Source organism: Pseudomonas sp. 3HC3 (genome assembly GCF_044904505.1).
GTDB lineage: Bacteria > Pseudomonadota > Gammaproteobacteria > Pseudomonadales > Pseudomonadaceae > Aquipseudomonas > Aquipseudomonas putida_Y.
The window spans coordinates 38,963-59,052 of the sequence record NZ_JADDRH010000023.1; the positions used below are offsets into that span (position 1 = coordinate 38,963).

The window sequence follows — 20,090 nt, forward strand, 5'->3', positions numbered from 1 at the left end:
TCAGTCCTGTTTGTCCTTGATGGCCTTGAGTAAAGCATCGATATCGGCACGCCGGCCCTGGTCAGCCAACTCACGCCCCGGCCGGGGCGGTGCCTGCAAGGCTTTCTGCAGGGCTGCGGTAGCTTCAGGGTAGCGCTTCTGCCGATACAGATGATCAGCCCAGAAATAGTTGCTGTCGATACCGTTGGGGTTGATCTGCAAGGCTTTGCGCAGCATCTTGTCGGCCATTTCGGCATCACCGAAACCGATAGGCCAGCCGGGCACCTGATCATACAGCGTACCCAGGCTGGTGTAGGCCGAACCTTGCAGCGCGTTGGGCTCCAGCTTCATGGCCTGCTCCAGGCTGGCTTTCGCCGCCTTGACCTTGCCCAGTGCACTGAGGCCACCCGTCGCCCCCGCCCAACTGCTGTTGATGATGCCCTCCCAGATCAAGGGTTCAGGTGTGCCGGGATACTGACGAACAAATGTTGCGGCATCGCCTGCCAGCTTTTCGAAGGCGTCGGCACGCGTGTCCTTGGGCATTTGGTACTGAATCTGCGCCCAGCGCTGCTGCAAATCGCTCAGGCGCTGGCTGCCTGCCTGGTCCAAAGCCCAGGTGAAGGGTGCGAATGCCAGCAAGCTGGCAATGAACAGACGCTTCATTTGTTCGACTCCTTGGAATGGCTGCCGATATAGCGGCGAATGACAGGCAGTTGCTTGCGCAGTGCACGATCGACCATGCCCGGCAACATGCCGTTGATACGCACGAAGAGCTTTTCCGGCCACCCCAGATAAAGCTCGGTGCGCTCGGATTGCACCGCCTGAAGCACAGCACGAGCGACGTCCGCAGGGTCGTCCATGCCAACTTTCAGCGCTTGATTGAGCGCAGTCGCGGCGCTGCTGTTCATCGTTGTACGGGTTGCCCGTGGGGCGGCATACAGCACGTTCACCGTGGTATCGGCCAACTCGCGGCGCAGCGCTTCCGAAAAACCACGCAGCGCAAACTTGCTGGCGCAGTAAGTGGCGTAGCCGGGGTAGCCGATCGACCCATAGGTCGACCCGACATTCACCACCAACGCCTTGGGCTGAGCGCGCAGCAACGGCAGGCAGGCGCGTGTCAGTTGCAAGGGCGCCTTCAGATTGATGTCCAATAGCTCGTCCAGCGCATGCTCATCCAGCTGGTCGAGCAGAGCGAAGCGATTCACGCCAGCCGCGTTGATCAGCACATTGACAGCCCCCATCTCGCGTGCCCGCTCGATGACGTGTTCGCGCCCTGACGGGCTGCGCAGGTCGGCTTCCTGCCAGCGCAGCCGGTCGGGGTACCGATTCATCAGGCTAGCCAGCTTGCCCATATGCCGGCTGACCGCCAACACTTGGGCACCGGCAGCGCAGAGCTGTTCAGCCAGTTCCAGGCCTATGCCCCCACTGGCGCCGGTGAGGATCACCACGGACTCAGCCAAACGCATGGTGCACCTCTTGCTGCCCGGCACGCGGCAAGCCCTGGAACATCTCGGTATACAAGCGGTAGACGACCTTGGCCGCGTGGAGGACGGCCTGCTGGTCACCGGCATCGTCGAGGCGGTCCATCAACTGTTTGTAGGTCACCATGTGGTCCTGATCGAGCGCACCGTGCGAGCTAAGGTAGCTGAACGCCTGGTCAGGCAGTGCCAATGTGTTCTGGATAACGCCCGCCGCCTGGGTGGCAAGGGCGATGCTGGTGCCTTCGAGCACGTTGACCATGCCGAACAACCCGACCGGGTTGCCGCGGGCGATCAGGTCGTACAGGTAGGCGACCATCAGCTCGATGGATTGCACCGGCTGGCCATCGCGCACGGCCTCCCAGTCACCGCCGCACGCTTTGATGTCGTTGAGGATCCACTGCTCGTGGCCGTATTCCTCCTCGATGTATTCGCAGACCGCGCCGCGCAGCCACTCCAGCCGTAGCGGCAATCGTGCGCCACAGGCCATCATCAGCGGCACGGTATGGCGCACATGGTAATAAGCCTGAGTCAGGAACGCGACGTAGCTGTCCAGGCTGACCTGGCCGGCCAGGGCCTCGCGGATCACCGGTACGGCGAACAGCGCCTGACGCTCTTGGGCGGTTTGTACTTGCAGGGTGTCGAAAAAGGACATTGTGAACCTCACAACGAGATGTCGGATAACAGGGTGTGGTAACGCTGCAAGATCGCCTCACGTCGCGGGCGGCCATTGGCAGTCAGGGTTTCGTCAAGCGTGCTCAGAGGCACAGGTAAACGGCGCCAGGCGTGCACCCGGGCGTAATCGGGCAACCGCGCGTTGCATTGCTGTATGGCCTGTTCGATGGCCTCGTCGCTGATGCCGGGATCCAGTGGCCAGAGCAAGGCAAGGTTGTTTGGCAGGGCTTCGCCATGCACGAAAGCCTGGGCGATCACGCCACTTTGGCTCAGCTCGGCTTCCACCCACTCCGGGTTGACGTTGCGCCCGAAGCTGGTAATGAACTGGTGCTTCTTGCGGCCATCCAGATACAGGTAGCCCTCCTCATCGAGGTGGCCTACATCGCCTGTTGCCCACCACTGCCCGGTTACAGGCGGCTCTCCCAGGTAGCCCAGCAATATCGAGCCGGCCACCAGAACTTCGCCATCCTCGGCGATGCGCACCTGCACATGCGGCAACGGCTTGCCAACGCTCCCCGGGCGTACAGCCCCTGTGCGGTTGAGCGCCACTACCGAGGCGCACTCGGACAAGCCGTAACCTTCGAACACCGGCAAACCGACCGCCTCGGCCCGCGCGAGCAGGCTTGGCGATACCCGAGCACCGCCTACCGCCACCAAACGCAGAGGGCCGACCCGCATCAGGCCACGCTCGATCGCTGTCACCAACCCCATCAGCAGTTGCGGCACCAGGATCAGGCTCTGCGCACCACTGAGGGCGATTGCGCCCAGCAGGCGCTTGAAGTCGACCTGGCTTGCCCCTCCCATCCCCAACTGCTGCTGCGGGTAGAGCTGCACACAAGCGCCAGCCATGAGCGCGGCGTAGACGCCCAGGTTTTCCAGCAAAACCCCCAGTGGCAGTACCGCCAGGTATCGCTGCGGCTCGGCTGGGCGGCTGGCAGCCTCCAGCTCATGCGCCACACGCAGCATGGTTTCAGCGCTCAGGCACACGCCTTTGGGCGTACCGGTGCTACCGGAGGTGTAAGTGATCTTGGCAGTGCCCTCAGGCAGCGCCGGGGCGACAACACGGTCACGCAGCCAGACATTAGCTGGTGCCTGCCGGTCAAAGCCAAGCGCAGTGAGCTGATCAGCCCACTGCGCCTCGCACACGACCGCCGTGACTCCGCTTTGCTGCAAGCAGTGCTGGAACTGGGCTGCGCTGAAAAACGACGGCACTATCACACTGGCACGTTCAGCGAACAGCGCCGCCAGATCCCAGAATAGCGCTTCGGGCCCGTTATCCAGCACCACGGCGAAGGTTCCCGCAGGTTGGTTGCGCAGGCTGGCCGCGCGAGATTCGACTTCGTCGAGCAGTTGCTGGTAGGTGTAACGCTGCGCATCTCCCTGGACGGCCACGGCGTCAGGATGTTCCACGGCGTGCTGGCGCAACAGTGCCTGAAAGGCTGTCAGTTCATGCCGCATGGCCGGTCTCCAGGGCTAACATGGGAAACCCAAGCCGCTCGAACATGCCCGCCTGCTTCAGGGCATCGAAGCCAAAGCCTATGTTGCCGGCAAATACCTGCGGTCGCTGGTCGTAGTAGGTCCCCCATTGGTCCACTTGGCCCTGCAGGCGCGCAGGATCCGCTGAGGCCAGAACAGTGGGCACCAGCCCCAGTCGCTGGAAACTGTTGAACAGTGTCGCGGCGCCCGTGAATGCCACCCACTCCAAACCGCGCATGGCCAGCAACCACGTCACGGCGATGATCATTATTCGAGCGCTGCCGGCGCTGAGCGAGGCCAGGTTGCCTACTTCTACCATGCAGTTGCGATCCGGAGAGGCACCGGTTACCCGTGAAACAGCAGATTCCAGAGGCTCGTCCAGATACCGCTCAAGGAAGAGCGGCCCTTCGCTGGCCGGTCGCATGCCTGCCGCCGCGATCAGGCGACCATGGCTACCCTGCAAGGCAAGCAGTTCCGGCAGGTAATGCTGCACATCCGCCTGGTGCACGCTGGCAAAGCGCTCGTGTATGAAGTGCTCCAGTTCGCCGCGCCCTTGATCGCCGCTGAGGTGAAGAGAAAGATGCGCCTGATGATCGGCATGGCTACCGATGGGTAACGGAAGCAAACTGTGCCATTGATGAGACTGAGTCATGAAATTTCCCCGCCTGGGTGCGACGGAGGGAATTATCAGGGCCGAATCTGAATGCAATCTGAAGTCTGCTACCGTCGGAACGCCTCAGCCTGGCGCTCACGCATGACAATCAGCGGTCTTTACCCTATTGCGGGTGCTGCGTTCGATGCTCATGAAAGCGTCCTCGCTGTACCTTTTGCTTGTCAGAACCGGGGCACAGCGCGACGTTCAATCAGGGCGTCACTGAAAATAATGGGGATACAGTGCCATGTCGCTCTCCAGTTTGTCCGCATCCGCTGCCCTCTTGCGCACTTCGGCATAAAAAAGCTGGCACTGGTTCTGAAACCTGGTGAAATCGCGGTTGGCGGTTTCAATGGCACTGCTCAGGTCGCTGCCCTCGAGGCCTTCTACAAGCCGCTGTGACGAGGTATACGCCTGCCAGCAGGCTTCAACCTGCTGCAGCCCCTTTGCAAGGTTCTCGGTTTCGATAGTCGCCATTGCTGCACCCTCTTTGGACCGAGCCTGGTCCGTCGGTGTGAATCGCCAGAGCGACGATAACGGGATGAAGCCTGTAACGACGCGCTTCGGCTGAGAGCGTAGACTATTACGGCGCAGACGCATGGATACCAGGTTTCACAAGTCTCAGACGCATTATCCGCAAGCTCAGGAGCGAGTGCCATGGATTGCCTTCCAACGCTGTTCACAGACCGTCTTGTTCTCACCCCCCTTCAGTTGGGAGATGCAGCAACCATTCAGAAACTGTTCCCCCAGTGGGAGATCGTCCGTTATCTGGACCGTCGTGTGCCGTGGCCTTACCCGGAAGACGGCGCATTGATCTATGTGCGCGATATCGCCCTGCCGGCCATGGTGGCGGGCCGCGAGTGGCACTGGATGATCCGGCTGCGCGATGCAACCGAGAACACCATTGGCAGCATCAGCCTGTATGAACAGCCTGGGAACAACCGAGGCTTCTGGCTTGCACCGCAGTGGTGGGGGCAAGGCTATATGCGCGAAGCATGTCGGGTCATCAACGCATACTGGTTCGAGACATTGTCGCGTCCGGTCATGCAGGTTCCCAAAGCGGTTGCCAACCACGCTTCACGCAGGGTTTCGGAGTATGAGGGCATGCGCAAGGTGGCAACGCGAGATGGGCATTTTGTCTCTGGCCAGATGCGGGTAGAGGTATGGGAGATGACACGCAGTGCCTGGCTCGACAGGACGCAAACCTGACCTGTCTCGGCCTGCGCAGATGATGCAGGGTCAAAAGGCAGTCCCGCCTGCTGGCGCGGGCTTGCCCCGAACACCGGCGAAACCGGTGCCATGCACCGCAAGGCATCCTCCACGGCAAAGGCGGCGCTTGCCGCAGCTGTGGAAGCCCCCGGCAAGCCCCGACGAAGGGGTCAACGCAGATAGTCCTGAACCCACTTCACCCAACAATCAGCGCCAATCTTCACCAACGCATCATTGAAATCGTAGTGGGGGTTATGCACCGAGCAACCATGGAACTCGCCCGTGCCATTGCCCAGCATGAAGTAACAGCCAGGCCGCGCCTGCAACATGTAGGCAAAGTCTTCGGTGCCCATGACCTTCTTTGGCATCTTGTCCAGCAGCGCGCCGTCGGTGAACAACGGCCTCAGGCTGTCACGCAGCAATGCACTTTCGTCATTGCTGTTGCACAAGGCGGGCGCCAGTTGGGTGAATTGCACGTCGATCTCCACGCCATAGCTTTCTGCGTGCCCCTTGGCCAGGGCGTCAATGCGGTTGTTGATCTTCTGCTGGGTCTGGGCCGTGTCGGTGCGCACGCTCAGCAACATGCAGGCCTCGTCAGGGATGATGTTGTAGACAGTGCCGGCCTGGATCATGCCGATGCTGATCACGGCGTAGTCCTCGACGCTGAGGTTGCGCGACTTGATGGTCTGGATGCCACTGATCAGGCTGTTCAACGCCATCACCGGGTCGACCGACAGCTCCGGCATCGCCCCATGCCCGCCTTTGCCGGTAATCCGAATGCTGACACGCTCGGAAGACGCCATGGTAGGCCCCGCCTGCACCACGCAAGTGCCCACCGGCAGGCCGGGCATGTTATGCAGCGCATACACCGAGTCGCACGGAAAGCGCTCGAACAGGCCGTCGTCGATCATCGCCTTGGCCCCCGCCAGGCCTTCCTCGTCGGGCTGGAATATCACGTTCAACGTCCCATTGAACTGGCGTGTAGTCGCCAGTTGCGCAGCGGCTGCCAGCAGGATCGCGGTATGCCCGTCATGGCCACAGGCATGCATGCGGCCGGGGATCTTGCTGGCATGCGCAAACGCATTCTTTTCGCCCATGGGCAGTGCGTCCATGTCGGCGCGTAAACCGATGCTGCGCGGGCTGTCGCCCACTTTCAGCACGCCGACCACTCCATGCCCGCCCACATTGCGATGCACTTCATAGCCCAACGCTTGCAGCTTATCGGCTACCAGGGCCGCCGTATCGGGGGTGTCGCCGCCAATTTCCGGCGCAGCGTGGATCTGCCGGCGCAGCATGACGAACTCATCCACCTCGGCTGCTGAACTCCGTGGTTGATTGCTCTGCAAAATACCCATATCACTCGCATCCTTTGTTCTCGGGGAAGTATCTGAGGCAGGCCAGGCTGACAACACCGCCGGCCAGCAGGAAGTAGGCTGGCGCCAACGGCGTGCCCAGCGCTGCAATCAGCCAGGTAGCCACCAGCGGCGAAAAACCACCGAACAAGGTCACACCCAGGCTGTAGCTGACCGAGGTGCCGAAGGACCGCCTGGCTTTCGGGAAGCCCTCCATGATCAGCGCGAAGAACGCACCGGCACCGATGCAAGTCGGCAAGATCAGGATCGCCACGCCCATCATGGCCAGGCCCATGTGCTGCACGTGCCCAAGCAGATAGAACACTGGCAGGGTCAACACCACCGGCGCGGCGACCGTCCACACCAGCAGGCGTTTTCTGAGCTGATACTTGTCGGCGAATTTGCCGGCCAACGGGCAGATGACTGCCATGCAACCGCTACTGATACAGGCAATCGCCATCGCGCTGCCGGGTGGGTAATGCAAGGCCGTGGTCAGGTAGGTCGGCATGTAGAACACGAACAGGTACATGCCAATGGTCGAGCTGGCCATCAGACCTATGCCTTGGGCGATGCGTTTGAGCAGCTCGGCATCCAGCCCCTGCTCCCCCTTCTGCGCCGGTGCGGCCTCATGGGTTTCCGGCAAACGCGTGCGTATATACCAACCCACCGGCCCGATCAGCAGGCCGAAGATGAACGGTATGCGCCATCCCCAGCTTTCCAGCGCCGCGGGGTCGAGCAGTTGGCTGAGGGCCAGGCCAAAGCCGGCCCCCACCAAGGCGGCATAGCCCTGGCTGGCGGCCTGCCAGCTGACGCTCTGGCAGCGATTGCCAACCGCACTGGATTCCATCAGGAACACCGACGCGGTACCGACCTCCCCGCCTGCCGACATGCCCTGGATGAGCCTGCCGGTCACCAGCAACAGCGTGGCGAAAATACCGATCTGTGAATATGTGGGTGCAAAGGCAATCATTGCGGTGCCCAGGGTCATCAGCCCGATGGTCAGGCTCAGTGCTGCCTTGCGTCCATGCCGGTCAGCATAGCGACCGATAACCATCGCCCCAACCGGCCGCATCAGGAAACCGACGCCAAAGGTGGCCAGCGACATCAACAACGACGCCATGGCCGAGTCGGAGGGAAAGAAATGCTTGCCGATCAGTACAGCGAAGAAGCTGTAGATCGTGAAGTCGTACATTTCCAGCGCATTGCCCAGCGAGCAGGCGATCAAGGTTTTACGGGAGGACGATACCTGCGCGGCTGAATGCGCACCCTTTTGCAGGCTCGGCGATGTGGGGAGCGGTCTGATCATTGTTATCTCCGTTGGCAAATCGCGGCGTGCAGCGAATATCAGCCAATCGGGCACTCAATACACTTGCAGTTTCGGCATAGGGATAACCAATAGTTAATTAACCGGAACGATCGTTGGCCAAATTGCCCTGCGCTGGCGCACAGTTCGCCCTCGCTCCGCGCGCGGCCCCAATAACGCTCACAAATCAGCAGCCGTAGCGCAGCGTTGACGCTTGTTCAAAGCCTGTCTAAAGCGGATGCGCTCGCCAATCCACATGCCGCGCCGGTCCTTGATTAACCAAACGGCATGACCTGACCGAATAAGCAATCACGCTGCAACGTTCTGTTCACCGACGCTAGCGCCACCACATCACTGTGCTGGCCAGGAGTCGTGAATGAACACTCGCACTACGTCGTTGCTGTTGATGATCCAAGGGGCTTGCCTTGCTGCGCAGGCACAGGCAGAGGGTTTTCCAACGATCGCTCGGATAGCACCGGGCTTTGGTTACTACGGGCTGGATCACGGCTTCGATGACAAGCTCAAGGTTTACGGCACCGTGGATGCATTCGCCAGCTATCACGATTCGCAGCACCACACGGGTTTCAAGTTGGCCGGTGGCGGCGCCTGGACCAACAAGCTCGGGCTGTACGCGCGCAAGGGGCTTGGCCCCGATACCGTCGTGGAACTTGACGTCGAGGAGGGCTTCAACCTCAATGGCAAGGCCCTGGAGGGCACCTGGGACACCGTCGGTACCCTGCGCCTGGCGACGGTCGCCCTACGCTCGCGCACCCTGGGCAAGCTCGAGTTCGGCAAGACCTACGGCATGGCCACCCCCACCTACGCCGACCCGTTCCTGGCCACCTATGGTTCGCCCTACACCTACCTGGCCCTGCCTGCCGCCGGCAAGGGCGCCTTCTACCTTGACCTGCGCCCCAAGCACACCCTGGCCTACACCAGCCCGACCCTCAGCGGCTTCAGCCTCGGTACCGCGCTAAGTTTCGGCTTCGACGATGCCGCCAGCTCGGGGCGCACCGTGCGTGGCGGTGGCGCCCGGCTGCAATACCGCAACAGCCGGGTGATTGCGCTGGCCTCCTACAACCGCTACTACAGCGACCCATGGGACGACGGCGGCGTCTCACGCCAGACCGCCAACGACTTCAAGAGCCTGTCGGCGTTCTACGATTTCGGCCCGCTGGCCACCAGCCTCACCTGGCAACGCCAGGACGTGGACCAGGCCGGCACACCCAGCACCACACTGTACACATTCGGCATGATGACGCCGGTGGGCGAGCTGGACGTGCTGCGCCTGGCTGTAATGCAACGCCAGGTCAGTGCCCGCGACAAGGACGCGTGGGGTGTGATGATCGGCTATGACCACTTCATCAACCCCCGCTGGGCCATTTATGGACGCCTCGGCATGATCGCCAACCAGCGCGCCTCGTCGGTCACCTACGCCGGCACCCCGGTGGACCAGGCTGGCGATAACCCGAGCAACATCTCGCTAGGCATGTACTACCACTTCTGACCCAACGGGGCGGGTCTGCTTGAGCACCTGCCCGCGCAAGCTGTGGAACAGCTCCTGGGCAGGCGCCGTGAGGCTGTGGCGGTCAATGCAGACCAGGTTGATGGGGTAATCCGGAATCAACTCCTGCACCGCCATGGCTACGAACTCGCAATCGATACCGTAGGTAAACCCTTGGTCCACCGCCAGTTCGCTGATGGTCATCAACGATTCCGTGTTCTTCAACAGCTTCAGCGCCATCATCACTGACGTGCATTCAACGGTGTTCTGTGGCACCCGAAGGCCGTTGGCTTCGAACAATTGGTGAAACTGCGAAGCCTGATCGGACAACTCGTCCAGGCTGATCCAGGGGGCGTATTGCAAGGTGCGCAGTGACTGGCTGAACTTCTGCCGATTCGACGCGTGGCAAATCACCGTGCCCTTGATACTGCCCAGTGCCTCCCAGTCCAGGCTCAGCCGACTCAGCGGTTGCTGCGAAGTAATGGCAAAGTCCAGGCTGCCATCGCGCAAGCGCTGCAGGATCTGACTGGGGCGCAAGTCGGTGATGGTGATCTTCACCCGCGGGTACTTGCGCCGAAAGGCCAGAATGCTTTCATCGACGCCATCGAGCATCGCCGTCAACGACGTAACCCCGATCGACACGGCGCCCAGCGCCGCATCCTGAATGCTCGCCGCTTCGATCTGCAGGCGACGTATGCTCTCTACCACGAGGTTGGCATGGCGGATGACACGCTTGCCTTCCTCGGTAAGGGCCATGCCTTTGTGCGACCGCTGCAACAAGGTAAACCCCACCTCTCGCTCCAGCTCCTTGATCGAACGGCTCAGTGCGGGCTGAGTAATGTGCATGAGCTTGGAGGCTTCGAGGATGCTGCCTGCGTTATGAATGGCGACCAGCGCCCTGAGTTGGTGAAGTTTCAACCGTCTGTACCTTGTTGTTAGCGGCCGGTTCGAAAGGTGTTCTGGCAGCCCTGACAACCGTTGTCGGCAAGGCCTGAAAGGTATGGCTAGCGCAACACAGCCAGCAGGCTGGCCGCATCGCTGACCTCGAACTTGCCGGGGCTTTCAACCGCAATGTACTGGACTACCTGGTCGTCGACCAACATCGCATACCGCTGCGAGCGCCGCCCCAAACCGCGTGCCGAAAGGTCCTGGGTCAGGCCCAGCGCCTCGCTGAATTCGCCATTGCCATCGCCGATCATCTTGACCGCATCCCCGACCTGCAAGCTGTTGCCCCAGGCGTTCATGACAAAGGCATCGTTCACCGAAACGCACAGGATTTCGTCAATGCCAGCCGCGAACAACGCAGGGGCCGCCGCGACATAACCGGGAACGTGACGTTCAGAACAAGTCGGCGTGAACGCGCCCGGCAACGCGAAGATCAGCACCTTCTTGTGCTTGCAACGCTCGCGAATGGAAAAGGCCATTGGGCCGATCGCGCAGGCGCCTGCGTCGCTGTTGTATTGATAAAGGGTAACGTCGGGCAATTGATCGCCGGTTTTGATCATCGCTGTCTCCTGGGTGAGGTGAAGGCCAGGCAGCCATGATGCCGCAGTCGACCAAGCAACGCATCATGAGCAGGGCTAAAAAACCTGTGAAATAACTTCAATATCATTCATGCAGCGCCCCGCCTAGGATACACCTCAATCAAACACATCAAGATTACGCTGTGAACGACTCAGCCTACGCAACTGACAAGCACTGAGTTGCTCACACTCAGGCACCTGGAAGCCGTCACCATGAATAAAGCGCCAATATTCACCGTCAAGCGCATTGCGTTCGACGAACATTATCGTCCTGCCGAAAATACCCGCATCACGACCAACTTCGCCAATTTGGCACGGGGTGCAAACCGCCAGCAAAACCTGCGCAACACCTTGACGATGATCAATAACCGTTTCAATGCGCTGGCGCACTGGGACAACCCCGAACATGATCGCTACCGCGTAGAGCTGGATATCATATCGGTGGAAATGAACCTTGAAAACGCGCAGCACGGCAATGCCCTGCCGCTGATCGAAATCTTGAAAACCTATATTGTCGATCGCAAAAACAATACTCGCCTCGAAGGCATGGCAGGCAACAACTTCTCCTCGTACGTACGCGATTACGACTTCAGCGTAGTGTTACTGGAGCATAACAAGCATCGGTCGACCTTCAGCACACCCGAGCATTTCGGCGAGCTGCATGGCAACCTGTTCAAGTGCTTCGTCAACTCGCAAACCTACCAGGAGCATTTCAGCAAACCACCGGTTATCTGCCTGAGCGTATCGAGCAGCAGGACTTACCTGCGCACCGAAAATCAGCACCCTGTGCTAGGTGTTGAATACCAGCAGGATGAATACTCGCTGACGGATGAATACTTCAAGAAAATGGGCTTGAAGGTGCGCTATTTCATGCCGCCGAACAGCGTCGCCCCGCTGGCGTTTTATTTTGCCGGTGACTTGCTCGCTGACTACACCGACCTTGAGCTGATCAGCACCATCAGCACCATGGACACCTTCCAGAAGATCTACCGCCCCGAGATCTACAACGCCAATTCTCCTGCAGGCAAGGCCTACCAGCCCAGCCTGAACAACCAGGACTACTCGCTCACGCGCATTGTCTACGACCGGGAAGAGCGCAGCCGCCTGGCAATCGAGCAGGGCAAATTTGCCGAGGAGCAATTTGTCAAACCCTACCAGGCCACGCTGGCGCAATGGTCCGCTCAATACGCACGTTGAACATTCAAAGCACAAGGTCACTGTTCATGAACACATTGCTACCCACCTCCACGGCCGGCAGCCTGCCTAAACCCGCCTGGCTTGCTCAACCCGAAACACTTTGGTCACCGTGGAAGTTGCAAGACGAGCAACTGATCGAAGGCAAACAGGATGCCTTGCGCCTGGCCTTGCAAGAACAACAACACGCCGGTATCGACATCGTCAGTGACGGTGAACAAACCCGGCAGCACTTTGTCACCACATTTATCGAGCATCTCAGCGGCGTTGATTTCGAGCAACGGAAAACCGTCAGAATCCGTGATCGCTACGATGCGAGCGTACCGACGGTGGTGGGTGCTGTCGCTCGACAAAAGCCGGTGTTTGTCGAAGATGCCAAGTTCCTCCGCCAGCACACCACACAGCCGATAAAGTGGGCGCTGCCCGGCCCCATGACCATGATCGACACACTGTATGACAATCACTACAAAAGCCGCGAAAAGCTGGCCTGGGAGTTCGCCAAGATTCTCAATCAGGAAGCCAGAGAACTGGAAGCTGCGGGCGTAGATATCATTCAGTTCGACGAACCGGCATTCAATGTTTTCTTTGACGACGTGAATGACTGGGGCGTAGCTACCCTGGAAAGGGCCATCGAGGGCCTCAAGTGCGAAACGGCCGTCCATATTTGTTATGGCTATGGCATCAAAGCCAACACCGACTGGAAAAAGACCCTCGGTTCAGAATGGCGGCAATATGAACAGGCCTTCCCCAAACTGCAGCAGTCCAGCATCGATATCATTTCGCTGGAATGCCATAACTCGCATGTTCCGATGGACTTGCTCGAGCTGATTCGTGGCAAGAAAGTCATGGTCGGCGCCATCGATGTGGCCACCCATGTCATTGAAACACCCGAACAGGTCGCTGCCACCCTGCGCAAGGCCCTGCAATTCGTCGATGCCGACAAGCTCTACCCTTGCACCAACTGCGGCATGGCGCCCCTGCCTCGCCAGGTAGCCAGCGGCAAGCTCAAGGCATTGAGTGCAGGCGCGGCAATTGTCCGCCAGGAACTCGCTAACGCACGCTGAAATGAATGCAGCCACAGGACCTACCATGTTGCTTTCCGGTACGGCGATCGAGCCGTCGACTTTTCGCCAGGCACTCGGGCACTACGCATCCGGCATCACGGTGATTACATCGCACCTTGAGGGCGAGCCGATCGGCTTCACCTGCCAGTCGTTCTACAGCGTGTCGATGAGCCCGCCGCTGGTGTCATTCAGTGTGATGTCCAGTTCGGCCAGCTACCCGAAAATTCGCCAGGCTGGGCGCTTCACGGTCAACATCCTGTCAGGTGAGCAGGTCGGCATTTCCAACCAGTTTGCACGGCGCGGCGCCAACAAGTGGCACGGCGTCGAATGGCAAGCATCGCCGTTGGGCAACCCGATCATTGCCGGCAGCCTGCACTGGCTTGATTGCGAAATTCACGCCGAACATGCCGCCGGAGACCACCTGATCGTGATTGGCGAAGTCAAAGCGTTGAACCTGCAGGCCACTGCTGCCACGCAGCCGCTGCTGTATTTCAAGGGGCAGTACTGCAACCTCGCCGCGCCTCACGCGGCTTGAGCCTCACCCCACTCACGGAAAACCCATCAAAGGAATTGTCAGGATCACGCAGCAGTGAAGAAAACCCGCCATTACTGCGTTGATCCGCCATTTTACTCATGATCGATTTACGCCACCTGCGAACCCTCCACGCGCTGCGTGAAACCGACAGCCTGCACGAGGCCGCCGAGCGCCTGCACCTGACACAATCAGCCCTGTCGCACCAGTTCCGCGATATGGAAGAGCGCATCGGCATGCCACTGTTCGTGCGCAAATCCAGGCCGGTGCGCTTCACCAGCGCCGGGCTGAAGCTGCTGCAGCTGGCCGATCAGGTGCTGCCTCAGATCCGCAATACCGAACGGGACCTGGGCAAACTGGCCGGGGGCTGCGCCGGACGGCTGCACATCGCCATCGAGTGCCACAGTTGCTACCAGTGGTTGATGCCTTCTGTGGATGAGTTCCGCAGCGCCTGGCCTGAGGTGGAACTGGACCTCGCCTCCGGTTTTTCCTTCGCGCCACTGCCAGCCCTGGAGCGCGGCGACCTGGACCTGGTGGTGACCTCCGACCCGGTGACACTGCCGGGTATCAGCTATGTGCCGTTGTTCAGCTACGAGGCGCTGCTGGCCATCGACAACCACCACGCCATGCGCTACAAGCCGTACCTGGAGCCCGCCGATATCGCCAGCCAGACATTGATCACCTACCCGATCGAACGCACCCGCCTGGACATCTTCACCCGCTTCCTCGACCCCGCCGACGTCGAGCCCGCACAGGTCCGTACCTCAGAACTTACCGTGATGATGATGCAACTGGTTGCGTCCGGGCGCGGCGTCTGTTGCCTGCCCAACTGGGCCGTGCACGAATACAGTTCGCGCGGCTATGTAACCGCCAAGCGCCTTGGCGAACACGGCCTGCAGGCAAACCTCTATGCGGCACTGCGCAGTGACATGCTGGAGGTGCCGTACGTGAGTGATTTTCTGCTGACGGCCAAGGACATCTCGTTCACCACGCTGGCAGGTGTCAGCGTGCCTTCAGGCCCGGTTCTCTGAAAGCCGGGCGTGCGTTTGCGAACCTCTGTGCCGGCCATGGCGCGCCATGCCCCTACGGCCAACGAATCAGCTAGCCTTCGCCAATTGCACTTGCAGAAACGCCATCAGTGCCCCCGCCACAGGTGACAAGCTGCGCCCTTTGCGGGTGAGCATGCCGATATGCCGTTCTACCTTGGGCTCCACAAGAGGTACGAACGCCAGTTTTTCGTTCTCCTGCGGAAAAGCGAGGTACGGCAAGGTACTGATCCCTACCCCCTCCTCCAGCATGGCGATCAACGAAATCATGTTGGAAATGAACAGCCGGCTATCGGCCAGCAAACCCTCGGCCTCGGTACCCGCCAGTAATTGCGAGGTACCGTTGCGGATCATCGGCACGCCCAGCAACTGCGCCCAATGCAGCTGCCCCCCCGCCTGCGCCAGTGGGTGGTCGCTGCGGCACACCACGCCAACCTGATCATTCACGATGGGGGCGAATTCGAGCTGGTCATCGTCCACCCACAGGCTGCTGATGCCGAAATCCACCTGCCCTTGAGCGAGCAACTGCTGCACACGTTCGGCCGTACCGTCCTGAATGCTGACCTGCACATTGGGGTGCGCGGCCACGAAGCGGGCCAGCGGCCCTGGCAGCATTCGGCTGGCCACAGAAGGCACGGTGGCGATACTGACCTGGCCAATTTCATGCCGGGCAAACAGCATGGCTTCACGGGCAATACGGTCATGGTGCTCCATCAAGCCACGAAACAGCGGTAGGCAATGCTCGCCAAATGGCGTCAGTTCTACCCGACCACCGCCCTTTTCGACCAGTGCCTGCCCCAGCTTCTGCTCCAGTTCACGCAGGGCCAGGGATATCGCAGGCTGGGTGCGAAAGGCCTGGCGGGCGGCCGCGTGGAAACTCTTATGTTCGGCGACCAGTACGAAGTAACGCAACTGCGCGATTTTCAGCTCGGGCAACATGGTTAGCATTCCTTATCAAAGCATTTTTTTTATTAATTTTTATTTGCTGCATATTGCTCGCATGATGAATGCCATGCAAACGGAGGCGTTCATCCATGTCACACAAGACCTACAACAACTACATCGATGGCCAGTGGTGTGAAGGCCACGCCACTTTGGGCAACTACAGCCCCTCGGACACTGGCGACCTGATCGGCCAGTACCATCAAGCAAGCGCCGAACAGGCCCGCCAGGCCATCCAGGCCGCCCGCGCCGCTCAACCCCTGTGGGCTGCCAGTGCTCTGGAAAGCCGCCAACAAGTGCTGATGGCCATCGGCGACGAGTTGATCGCCCGCAAGGAAGAACTCGGCGAACTGCTGTCGCGAGAAGAAGGCAAACCCTTGGCCGAAGGCATCGGCGAGGTCAACCGCAGCGGCCAGTTCTTCCATTACTACGCCGCCGAAGTGCTGCGCCAGATGGGCGAGACTGCCGCCTCGGTGCGCCCAGGGGTCGACATCGAAGTGCATCGCGAACCGGTGGGTGTGGTGGGCATCATTACCCCATGGAACTTCCCCATGGCCACCGCTGCCTGGAAAATCGCCCCGGCCTTGGCCTTCGGCAACGCCGTGGTGTTCAAGCCGGCCAACCTGGTGCCGGCCAGTGCCTGGGCGCTCACCGAGATCATCAGCCGTCAGGGCCTGCCTAGCGGCACCTTCAACCTGGTGATGGGCAGCGGTGCTGACGTCGGCGAGGCCCTGATCCAGTCCGCCGAGATCGATGCCCTGACGTTCACCGGTTCTCTGCAGACGGGCCGACGCGTAGCGGTTGCCACCGCCGGTAACCTGGTGCGCTGCCAACTGGAAATGGGTAGCAAGAATGCCCTGGTAGTCATGGACGACGCCGACCTCGAACTGGCCGTGGAATGCGCGCTCAACGGGGCCTTCTTTGGCACTGGGCAGAAATGCACCGCGTCGTCACGGCTGATCGTCTGCGACGGCATCCACGACCGCTTCGTCGAGGCGCTGCGCCTGCGCATGCGCCAGCTCAAGGTCGGCCATGCACTGGAGGCTGGCGTACAGATCGGCCCGGTAGCTGACGCGCGCCAGCTGGAACAGAACCTGGCCTACCTGCAACTGGCCCAGGCCGAAGGCGCCACCCTGATCGAAGGTGGCGAGCGCCTGCAACTGGCCTCCGATGGCTACTACATGCGCCCTGCCCTGTTCATCAACAGCCGCAACGACATGCGCATCAACCGCGAGGAAGTGTTCGGCCCCATCGCCTGCGTGATCCGCGTGCGCGATTTTGAAGAGGCGCTGGCCACGCTCAATGATACCGAGTACGGCCTCACAGCCGGGATCATCACCCAGTCGCTGCGCCACGCCAGCCACTTCAAGCGCCGCGCCCAGACCGGCTGCGTGATGGTCAATCTGCCCACCGCCGGGACCGACTACCACGTGCCATTCGGGGGCCGTAAAGCCTCGAGTTTCGGTCCCCGGGAACAGGGGCAATACGCTCGCGACTTCTACACCGTGGTCAAGACCACCTACCTGCGGCCCTGAAGGAATACATGCCATGCACGACCTTTTGATGATCGATGGCCTGCAGTACTCCAACTGGAGCCAGGAAATATTCCAGCAGATGCAGGCCGGTGGCCTGAGCGCGGTGCACGCCACCATCGCCTACCACGAAAACGCACGCGAAACCCTGTCGCGCCTGGGCGAGTGGAACCGCCGCTTCGAGACATGGCCCGAGCTGATCCGCCCGGTGCGCACGGCCAGCGACATCCGCCTGGCCCACGAGGAGGGCCGGGTGGGCATCTTCTTCGGCTTCCAGAACTGCTCGCCGATCGAGGACGACATTGCCCTGGTGGAGGTTTTCCGCCAGCTCGGGGTGTTCGTCATGCAGCTGACCTACAACAACCAAAGCCTGCTGGCCAGCGGCTGCTATGAGCGCGAGGACAACGGCATCAGCCGCTTCGGCCGCCAGGTGATCGCCGAAATGAACCGCGTCGGCATGCTCATCGACATGTCTCACAGCGCCGAGCGAAGCACGCTTGAGGCCATCGAACTGTCGAGTCGACCGGTGATCATCTCCCACGCCAACCCTGCCAGCTTCCACGCCGCCAAGCGCAACAAATCCGATGCGGTGCTACGCGGGATCGCAGAGTCCGGCGGGCTGCTGGGGTTCAGCACCTACCCGTTCCACCTCAAGGGTGCCTCGGACTGTAGCCTGGAAAGTTTCTGCGACATGGTCGCGCGCACCGCCGACCTGATGGGTGTGGAGCACATCGGCATCGGCACCGACCTGTGCCAGGCGCAACCCTTGTCAGTGCTGGAATGGATGCGCAACGGGCGCTGGAGCAAGGACAAGGACTACGGCGAAGGCTCCAGGGACAACGCCAACTGGCCGGCGCCCTTGCAGTGGTTCCGCGACAGCCGCGACTTCCGCAACATTGCCCAGGGCCTGCGCGCCCGCGGCTTTGCCGAGCACGACGTGGGCAACATCATGGGGCTGAACTGGTTGCGCCTGCTGGAGACCGCCACCACGGCACAGGCCTGAACCCCTTGCACGGACAGCATCAACAATAAAAAGAATCGCAGGTTCCGGAGGTTTCATGAAAAACCCAACTACCTTGCAGGCCGACGGCCAGGCCATGGGCCTGCCTATGGCACGCGATATCGACTGGCCCTTGTTCCTGATCAGCGGAGGATTCCTCGGCGCCTTCCTGCTGGCGGCGCTGATCGACATCGACACCGTGTCGGCGCTGGTCAATACCCTGTTCGCCTGGTCGACAAAGGCCTTTGGCCTCTATTGGCAAGTGCTGATGCTGGCAACCTTCGCCGTCAGCCTGATTATCGGTTTTTCCAGATGCGGGCGTGTACGCCTGGGCGGGGTCACACAGCGCCCGGACGTCAGTACCTTCAACTGGATCGCAGTGATCATGTGCGCCCTGCTGGCAGGTGGTGGCGCCTTCTGGGCCGCTGCCGAACCCTTGATGCACTTTGCCAGCCCACCGCCCTTCTTCGCCGGCCTGCAACCGCACAGCGAAGCGGCGGCTACCGCGGCACTGGCGCAATCGTTCGTGCACTGGGGCTTCCTGGCCTGGGCCGTGCTGGGCAGCCTGCTGGCGATCGTGCTGATGCACCTGCATTACGATAAAGGCCTTCCGCTGGCGCCGCGCACCCTGCTTTACCCCCTGTTCGGCCAGCGAGCGCTCAAGGGCCCGATCGGCACTTTGGCCGACGCGGCCTCGATCATCGCGGTAGTGGCCGGCACCATCGGTCCGATCGGTTTCCTTGGCCTGCAGATCAGCAGCGCCATGCACGCCGTGTGGGGGTTGCCCAACACTATCGTCACCCAGTCGCTGACCATTGTCCTGGTTACCGCGATGTACACTGTCTCGTGCCTGGTGGGCCTTAAAGGCATCCGCTTTGTCAGCGAGATCAACGTCTGGTTGATGATCGGCCTGGCACTGTTCATGGTGGTATTCGGACCGACGCTGTTCATCCTCGGCGGTTTCCCGGCGGCCTTTGCCCTGCACGTGGAGCACTTCATCCCCCTGACGATGTTCCGTGCCGACCCCAAATGGCTGGACTGGTGGACGGTGTTCTACTGGGGCTGGTTCATCGGCTACGCGCCCATGGTGGCACTGTACGTCGCGCGGATCTCGCGGGGCCGCACCATCCGCGAAATCATCATGACGCTGTCGATCATCGCACCGCTGGTGACCATGTTCTGGTTCACTGTGGTGGGCGGTACCGGGATCGGCCTGGAGCTGCAAACGCCAGGCATCGTCACCGCCCATGGCGCCAAGCCTGAAGACCTGTTGCTGGGAGTGACGCAGAACCTGCCACTGGGTGGCCTTGTCAGCGCGCTGTTCCTGTTCCTGAGTTTCATCTCGGTGGCCACCAATGGCGACGCCATGGCCTTCACCGTGGCGCTGGCGATGTCCAGCGACGATAAACCGAAGAAGTGGTTGCGCGGTTTCTGGGCGATCGGCATGGGCCTGGCGGCGGTGGTGTTGATCACCATTGGCGCAGGCGGTGTGACGGCCCTGCAATCCTTCATTGTCATCACCGCGGTGCCGGTGTCGCTGGTGATCCTGCCAGCGCTGTGGGATGCCGTGCGCATCGCTCGAAACATGGCCCGTGAACAAGGCGTCTGAACATGATCCATCCAGGTACA

The 20,090-nt window shown here is 60.9% G+C and carries 20 protein-coding genes; 9 read left to right on the forward strand and 11 right to left on the reverse strand.

Translation table 11 applies throughout. The features are described from left to right. From INQ47_RS22675 to INQ47_RS22700, 6 genes are all read right to left on the reverse strand, one after another. Positions 1 to 642, reverse strand: a complete 642-nt coding sequence (locus INQ47_RS22675) for a hypothetical protein (protein ID WP_404702635.1) — start codon at positions 640 to 642, stop codon at positions 1 to 3. Then, positions 639 to 1,445 (reverse strand): SDR family oxidoreductase, encoded by an 807-nt coding sequence (locus INQ47_RS22680; protein WP_404702636.1) that lies wholly within the window; start codon positions 1,443 to 1,445, stop codon positions 639 to 641. The genes INQ47_RS22675 and INQ47_RS22680 overlap by 4 nt, the downstream gene beginning before the upstream one ends. Then, entirely contained in the window at positions 1,432 to 2,112 is a 681-nt protein-coding gene (locus INQ47_RS22685; RefSeq protein ID WP_103462401.1) for a TenA family transcriptional regulator, read from the reverse strand. The genes INQ47_RS22680 and INQ47_RS22685 overlap by 14 nt, the downstream gene beginning before the upstream one ends. Positions 2,113 to 2,120: 8 nt before the next feature. Further along, positions 2,121 to 3,590: an AMP-binding protein gene (locus INQ47_RS22690; RefSeq protein WP_404702637.1), complete on the reverse strand. Its 1,470-nt coding sequence runs from the start codon at positions 3,588 to 3,590 to the stop codon at positions 2,121 to 2,123. After that, on the reverse strand, positions 3,580 to 4,260 hold the full coding sequence (locus tag INQ47_RS22695; protein WP_404702638.1) for a thermostable hemolysin: 681 nt from the start codon (positions 4,258 to 4,260) through the stop codon (positions 3,580 to 3,582). Before INQ47_RS22695 ends, INQ47_RS22690 begins: the two co-directional genes overlap by 11 nt. 219 nt (positions 4,261 to 4,479) lie before the next feature. Further along, complete coding sequence (locus INQ47_RS22700) at positions 4,480 to 4,737, reverse strand: hypothetical protein (RefSeq protein WP_404702639.1); 258 nt, start codon at positions 4,735 to 4,737, stop codon at positions 4,480 to 4,482. 180 nt (positions 4,738 to 4,917) lie between these two features. Between INQ47_RS22700 and INQ47_RS22705 the strand changes: the two genes are divergently transcribed. Then, positions 4,918 to 5,469, forward strand: a complete 552-nt coding sequence (locus INQ47_RS22705; RefSeq protein ID WP_252459242.1) for a GNAT family N-acetyltransferase — start codon at positions 4,918 to 4,920, stop codon at positions 5,467 to 5,469. A 170-nt stretch (positions 5,470 to 5,639) separates the two neighbouring features. Here the strand turns inward: INQ47_RS22705 and INQ47_RS22710 are convergent, their stop codons facing one another. Together INQ47_RS22710 and INQ47_RS22715 are read right to left on the reverse strand one after the other, a co-directional pair. Continuing rightward, the gene (locus INQ47_RS22710; protein ID WP_404702640.1) at positions 5,640 to 6,824 is read right to left on the reverse strand and encodes a M20 aminoacylase family protein; all 1,185 of its coding nucleotides are present in this window, start codon (positions 6,822 to 6,824) and stop codon (positions 5,640 to 5,642) included. A gap of 1 nt (position 6,825) precedes the next feature. Further along, positions 6,826 to 8,127, reverse strand: a complete 1,302-nt coding sequence (locus tag INQ47_RS22715; RefSeq protein WP_103462399.1) for an MFS transporter — start codon at positions 8,125 to 8,127, stop codon at positions 6,826 to 6,828. A 373-nt stretch (positions 8,128 to 8,500) separates the two neighbouring features. Between INQ47_RS22715 and INQ47_RS22720 the strand changes: the two genes are divergently transcribed. Further along, on the forward strand, positions 8,501 to 9,631 hold the full coding sequence (locus INQ47_RS22720; protein WP_404702641.1) for a porin: 1,131 nt from the start codon (positions 8,501 to 8,503) through the stop codon (positions 9,629 to 9,631). Here INQ47_RS22720 and INQ47_RS22725 read toward each other — a convergent pair. Continuing rightward, positions 9,608 to 10,546 (reverse strand): LysR family transcriptional regulator, encoded by a 939-nt coding sequence (locus INQ47_RS22725; protein ID WP_176684083.1) that lies wholly within the window; start codon positions 10,544 to 10,546, stop codon positions 9,608 to 9,610. The genes INQ47_RS22720 and INQ47_RS22725 overlap by 24 nt on opposite strands. Before the next feature lie 86 nt (positions 10,547 to 10,632). Further along, positions 10,633 to 11,133, reverse strand: a complete 501-nt coding sequence (locus tag INQ47_RS22730; RefSeq protein WP_209966588.1) for a peroxiredoxin — start codon at positions 11,131 to 11,133, stop codon at positions 10,633 to 10,635. A 231-nt stretch (positions 11,134 to 11,364) separates the two neighbouring features. Here INQ47_RS22730 and INQ47_RS22735 point away from each other — a divergent pair, with 231 nt between their 5' ends. The 4 genes from INQ47_RS22735 to INQ47_RS22750 all read left to right on the forward strand — a co-directional run bounded on the left by INQ47_RS22735 (position 11,365) and on the right by INQ47_RS22750 (position 14,972). After that, positions 11,365 to 12,348 (forward strand): DUF1852 domain-containing protein, encoded by a 984-nt coding sequence (locus INQ47_RS22735; protein WP_404702642.1) that lies wholly within the window; start codon positions 11,365 to 11,367, stop codon positions 12,346 to 12,348. 26 nt (positions 12,349 to 12,374) lie between these two features. Further along, positions 12,375 to 13,409 (forward strand): methionine synthase, encoded by a 1,035-nt coding sequence (locus tag INQ47_RS22740; protein ID WP_104961955.1) that lies wholly within the window; start codon positions 12,375 to 12,377, stop codon positions 13,407 to 13,409. A gap of 25 nt (positions 13,410 to 13,434) precedes the next feature. After that, a complete protein-coding gene (locus INQ47_RS22745; protein ID WP_252459237.1) occupies positions 13,435 to 13,944 on the forward strand; it encodes a flavin reductase family protein in 510 nt (169 codons plus the stop codon). Between the two features lie 98 nt (positions 13,945 to 14,042). After that, positions 14,043 to 14,972 (forward strand): LysR family transcriptional regulator, encoded by a 930-nt coding sequence (locus tag INQ47_RS22750; protein WP_404702643.1) that lies wholly within the window; start codon positions 14,043 to 14,045, stop codon positions 14,970 to 14,972. 66 nt (positions 14,973 to 15,038) lie between these two features. On the opposite strand, the gene INQ47_RS22755 is transcribed toward INQ47_RS22750, so the two are convergent. Next, entirely contained in the window at positions 15,039 to 15,926 is an 888-nt protein-coding gene (locus INQ47_RS22755) for a LysR family transcriptional regulator (RefSeq protein ID WP_252459236.1), read from the reverse strand. Positions 15,927 to 16,021: 95 nt separating this feature from the next. Between INQ47_RS22755 and INQ47_RS22760 the strand changes: the two genes are divergently transcribed. The 3 genes from INQ47_RS22760 to INQ47_RS22770 are packed head-to-tail and all read left to right on the forward strand — an operon-like array spanning position 16,022 to position 20,070. Continuing rightward, on the forward strand, positions 16,022 to 17,464 hold the full coding sequence (locus INQ47_RS22760) for an aldehyde dehydrogenase family protein (RefSeq protein ID WP_103444551.1): 1,443 nt from the start codon (positions 16,022 to 16,024) through the stop codon (positions 17,462 to 17,464). 13 nt (positions 17,465 to 17,477) lie between these two features. Next, complete coding sequence (locus INQ47_RS22765) at positions 17,478 to 18,464, forward strand: dipeptidase (RefSeq protein ID WP_003254063.1); 987 nt, start codon at positions 17,478 to 17,480, stop codon at positions 18,462 to 18,464. 55 nt (positions 18,465 to 18,519) lie between these two features. Next, on the forward strand, positions 18,520 to 20,070 hold the full coding sequence (locus INQ47_RS22770) for a BCCT family transporter (RefSeq protein WP_252459233.1): 1,551 nt from the start codon (positions 18,520 to 18,522) through the stop codon (positions 20,068 to 20,070). Positions 20,071 to 20,090: the final 20 nt, after the last annotated feature.

What these genes read in the sequence shown, in the direction of transcription:
- INQ47_RS22760 (WP_103444551.1), top strand. Translation starts at nt 16,022, where the DNA reads ATGTCACACAAGACCTACAACAACTACATCGATGGCCAGTGGTGTGAA.
- INQ47_RS22730 (WP_209966588.1), bottom strand. Translation starts at nt 11,133, where the DNA reads ATGATCAAAACCGGCGATCAATTGCCCGACGTTACCCTTTATCAATAC.
- INQ47_RS22740 (WP_104961955.1), top strand. Translation starts at nt 12,375, where the DNA reads ATGAACACATTGCTACCCACCTCCACGGCCGGCAGCCTGCCTAAACCC.
- INQ47_RS22745 (WP_252459237.1), top strand. Translation starts at nt 13,435, where the DNA reads ATGTTGCTTTCCGGTACGGCGATCGAGCCGTCGACTTTTCGCCAGGCA.
- INQ47_RS22770 (WP_252459233.1), top strand. Translation starts at nt 18,520, where the DNA reads ATGAAAAACCCAACTACCTTGCAGGCCGACGGCCAGGCCATGGGCCTG.
- INQ47_RS22765 (WP_003254063.1), top strand. Translation starts at nt 17,478, where the DNA reads ATGCACGACCTTTTGATGATCGATGGCCTGCAGTACTCCAACTGGAGC.
- INQ47_RS22675 (WP_404702635.1), bottom strand. Translation starts at nt 642, where the DNA reads ATGAAGCGTCTGTTCATTGCCAGCTTGCTGGCATTCGCACCCTTCACC.
- INQ47_RS22715 (WP_103462399.1), bottom strand. Translation starts at nt 8,127, where the DNA reads ATGATCAGACCGCTCCCCACATCGCCGAGCCTGCAAAAGGGTGCGCAT.
- INQ47_RS22690 (WP_404702637.1), bottom strand. Translation starts at nt 3,590, where the DNA reads ATGCGGCATGAACTGACAGCCTTTCAGGCACTGTTGCGCCAGCACGCC.
- INQ47_RS22720 (WP_404702641.1), top strand. Translation starts at nt 8,501, where the DNA reads ATGAACACTCGCACTACGTCGTTGCTGTTGATGATCCAAGGGGCTTGC.
- INQ47_RS22685 (WP_103462401.1), bottom strand. Translation starts at nt 2,112, where the DNA reads ATGTCCTTTTTCGACACCCTGCAAGTACAAACCGCCCAAGAGCGTCAG.
- INQ47_RS22680 (WP_404702636.1), bottom strand. Translation starts at nt 1,445, where the DNA reads ATGCGTTTGGCTGAGTCCGTGGTGATCCTCACCGGCGCCAGTGGGGGC.
- INQ47_RS22700 (WP_404702639.1), bottom strand. Translation starts at nt 4,737, where the DNA reads ATGGCGACTATCGAAACCGAGAACCTTGCAAAGGGGCTGCAGCAGGTT.
- INQ47_RS22710 (WP_404702640.1), bottom strand. Translation starts at nt 6,824, where the DNA reads ATGGGTATTTTGCAGAGCAATCAACCACGGAGTTCAGCAGCCGAGGTG.
- INQ47_RS22750 (WP_404702643.1), top strand. Translation starts at nt 14,043, where the DNA reads ATGATCGATTTACGCCACCTGCGAACCCTCCACGCGCTGCGTGAAACC.
- INQ47_RS22735 (WP_404702642.1), top strand. Translation starts at nt 11,365, where the DNA reads ATGAATAAAGCGCCAATATTCACCGTCAAGCGCATTGCGTTCGACGAA.
- INQ47_RS22705 (WP_252459242.1), top strand. Translation starts at nt 4,918, where the DNA reads ATGGATTGCCTTCCAACGCTGTTCACAGACCGTCTTGTTCTCACCCCC.
- INQ47_RS22695 (WP_404702638.1), bottom strand. Translation starts at nt 4,260, where the DNA reads ATGACTCAGTCTCATCAATGGCACAGTTTGCTTCCGTTACCCATCGGT.
- INQ47_RS22755 (WP_252459236.1), bottom strand. Translation starts at nt 15,926, where the DNA reads ATGTTGCCCGAGCTGAAAATCGCGCAGTTGCGTTACTTCGTACTGGTC.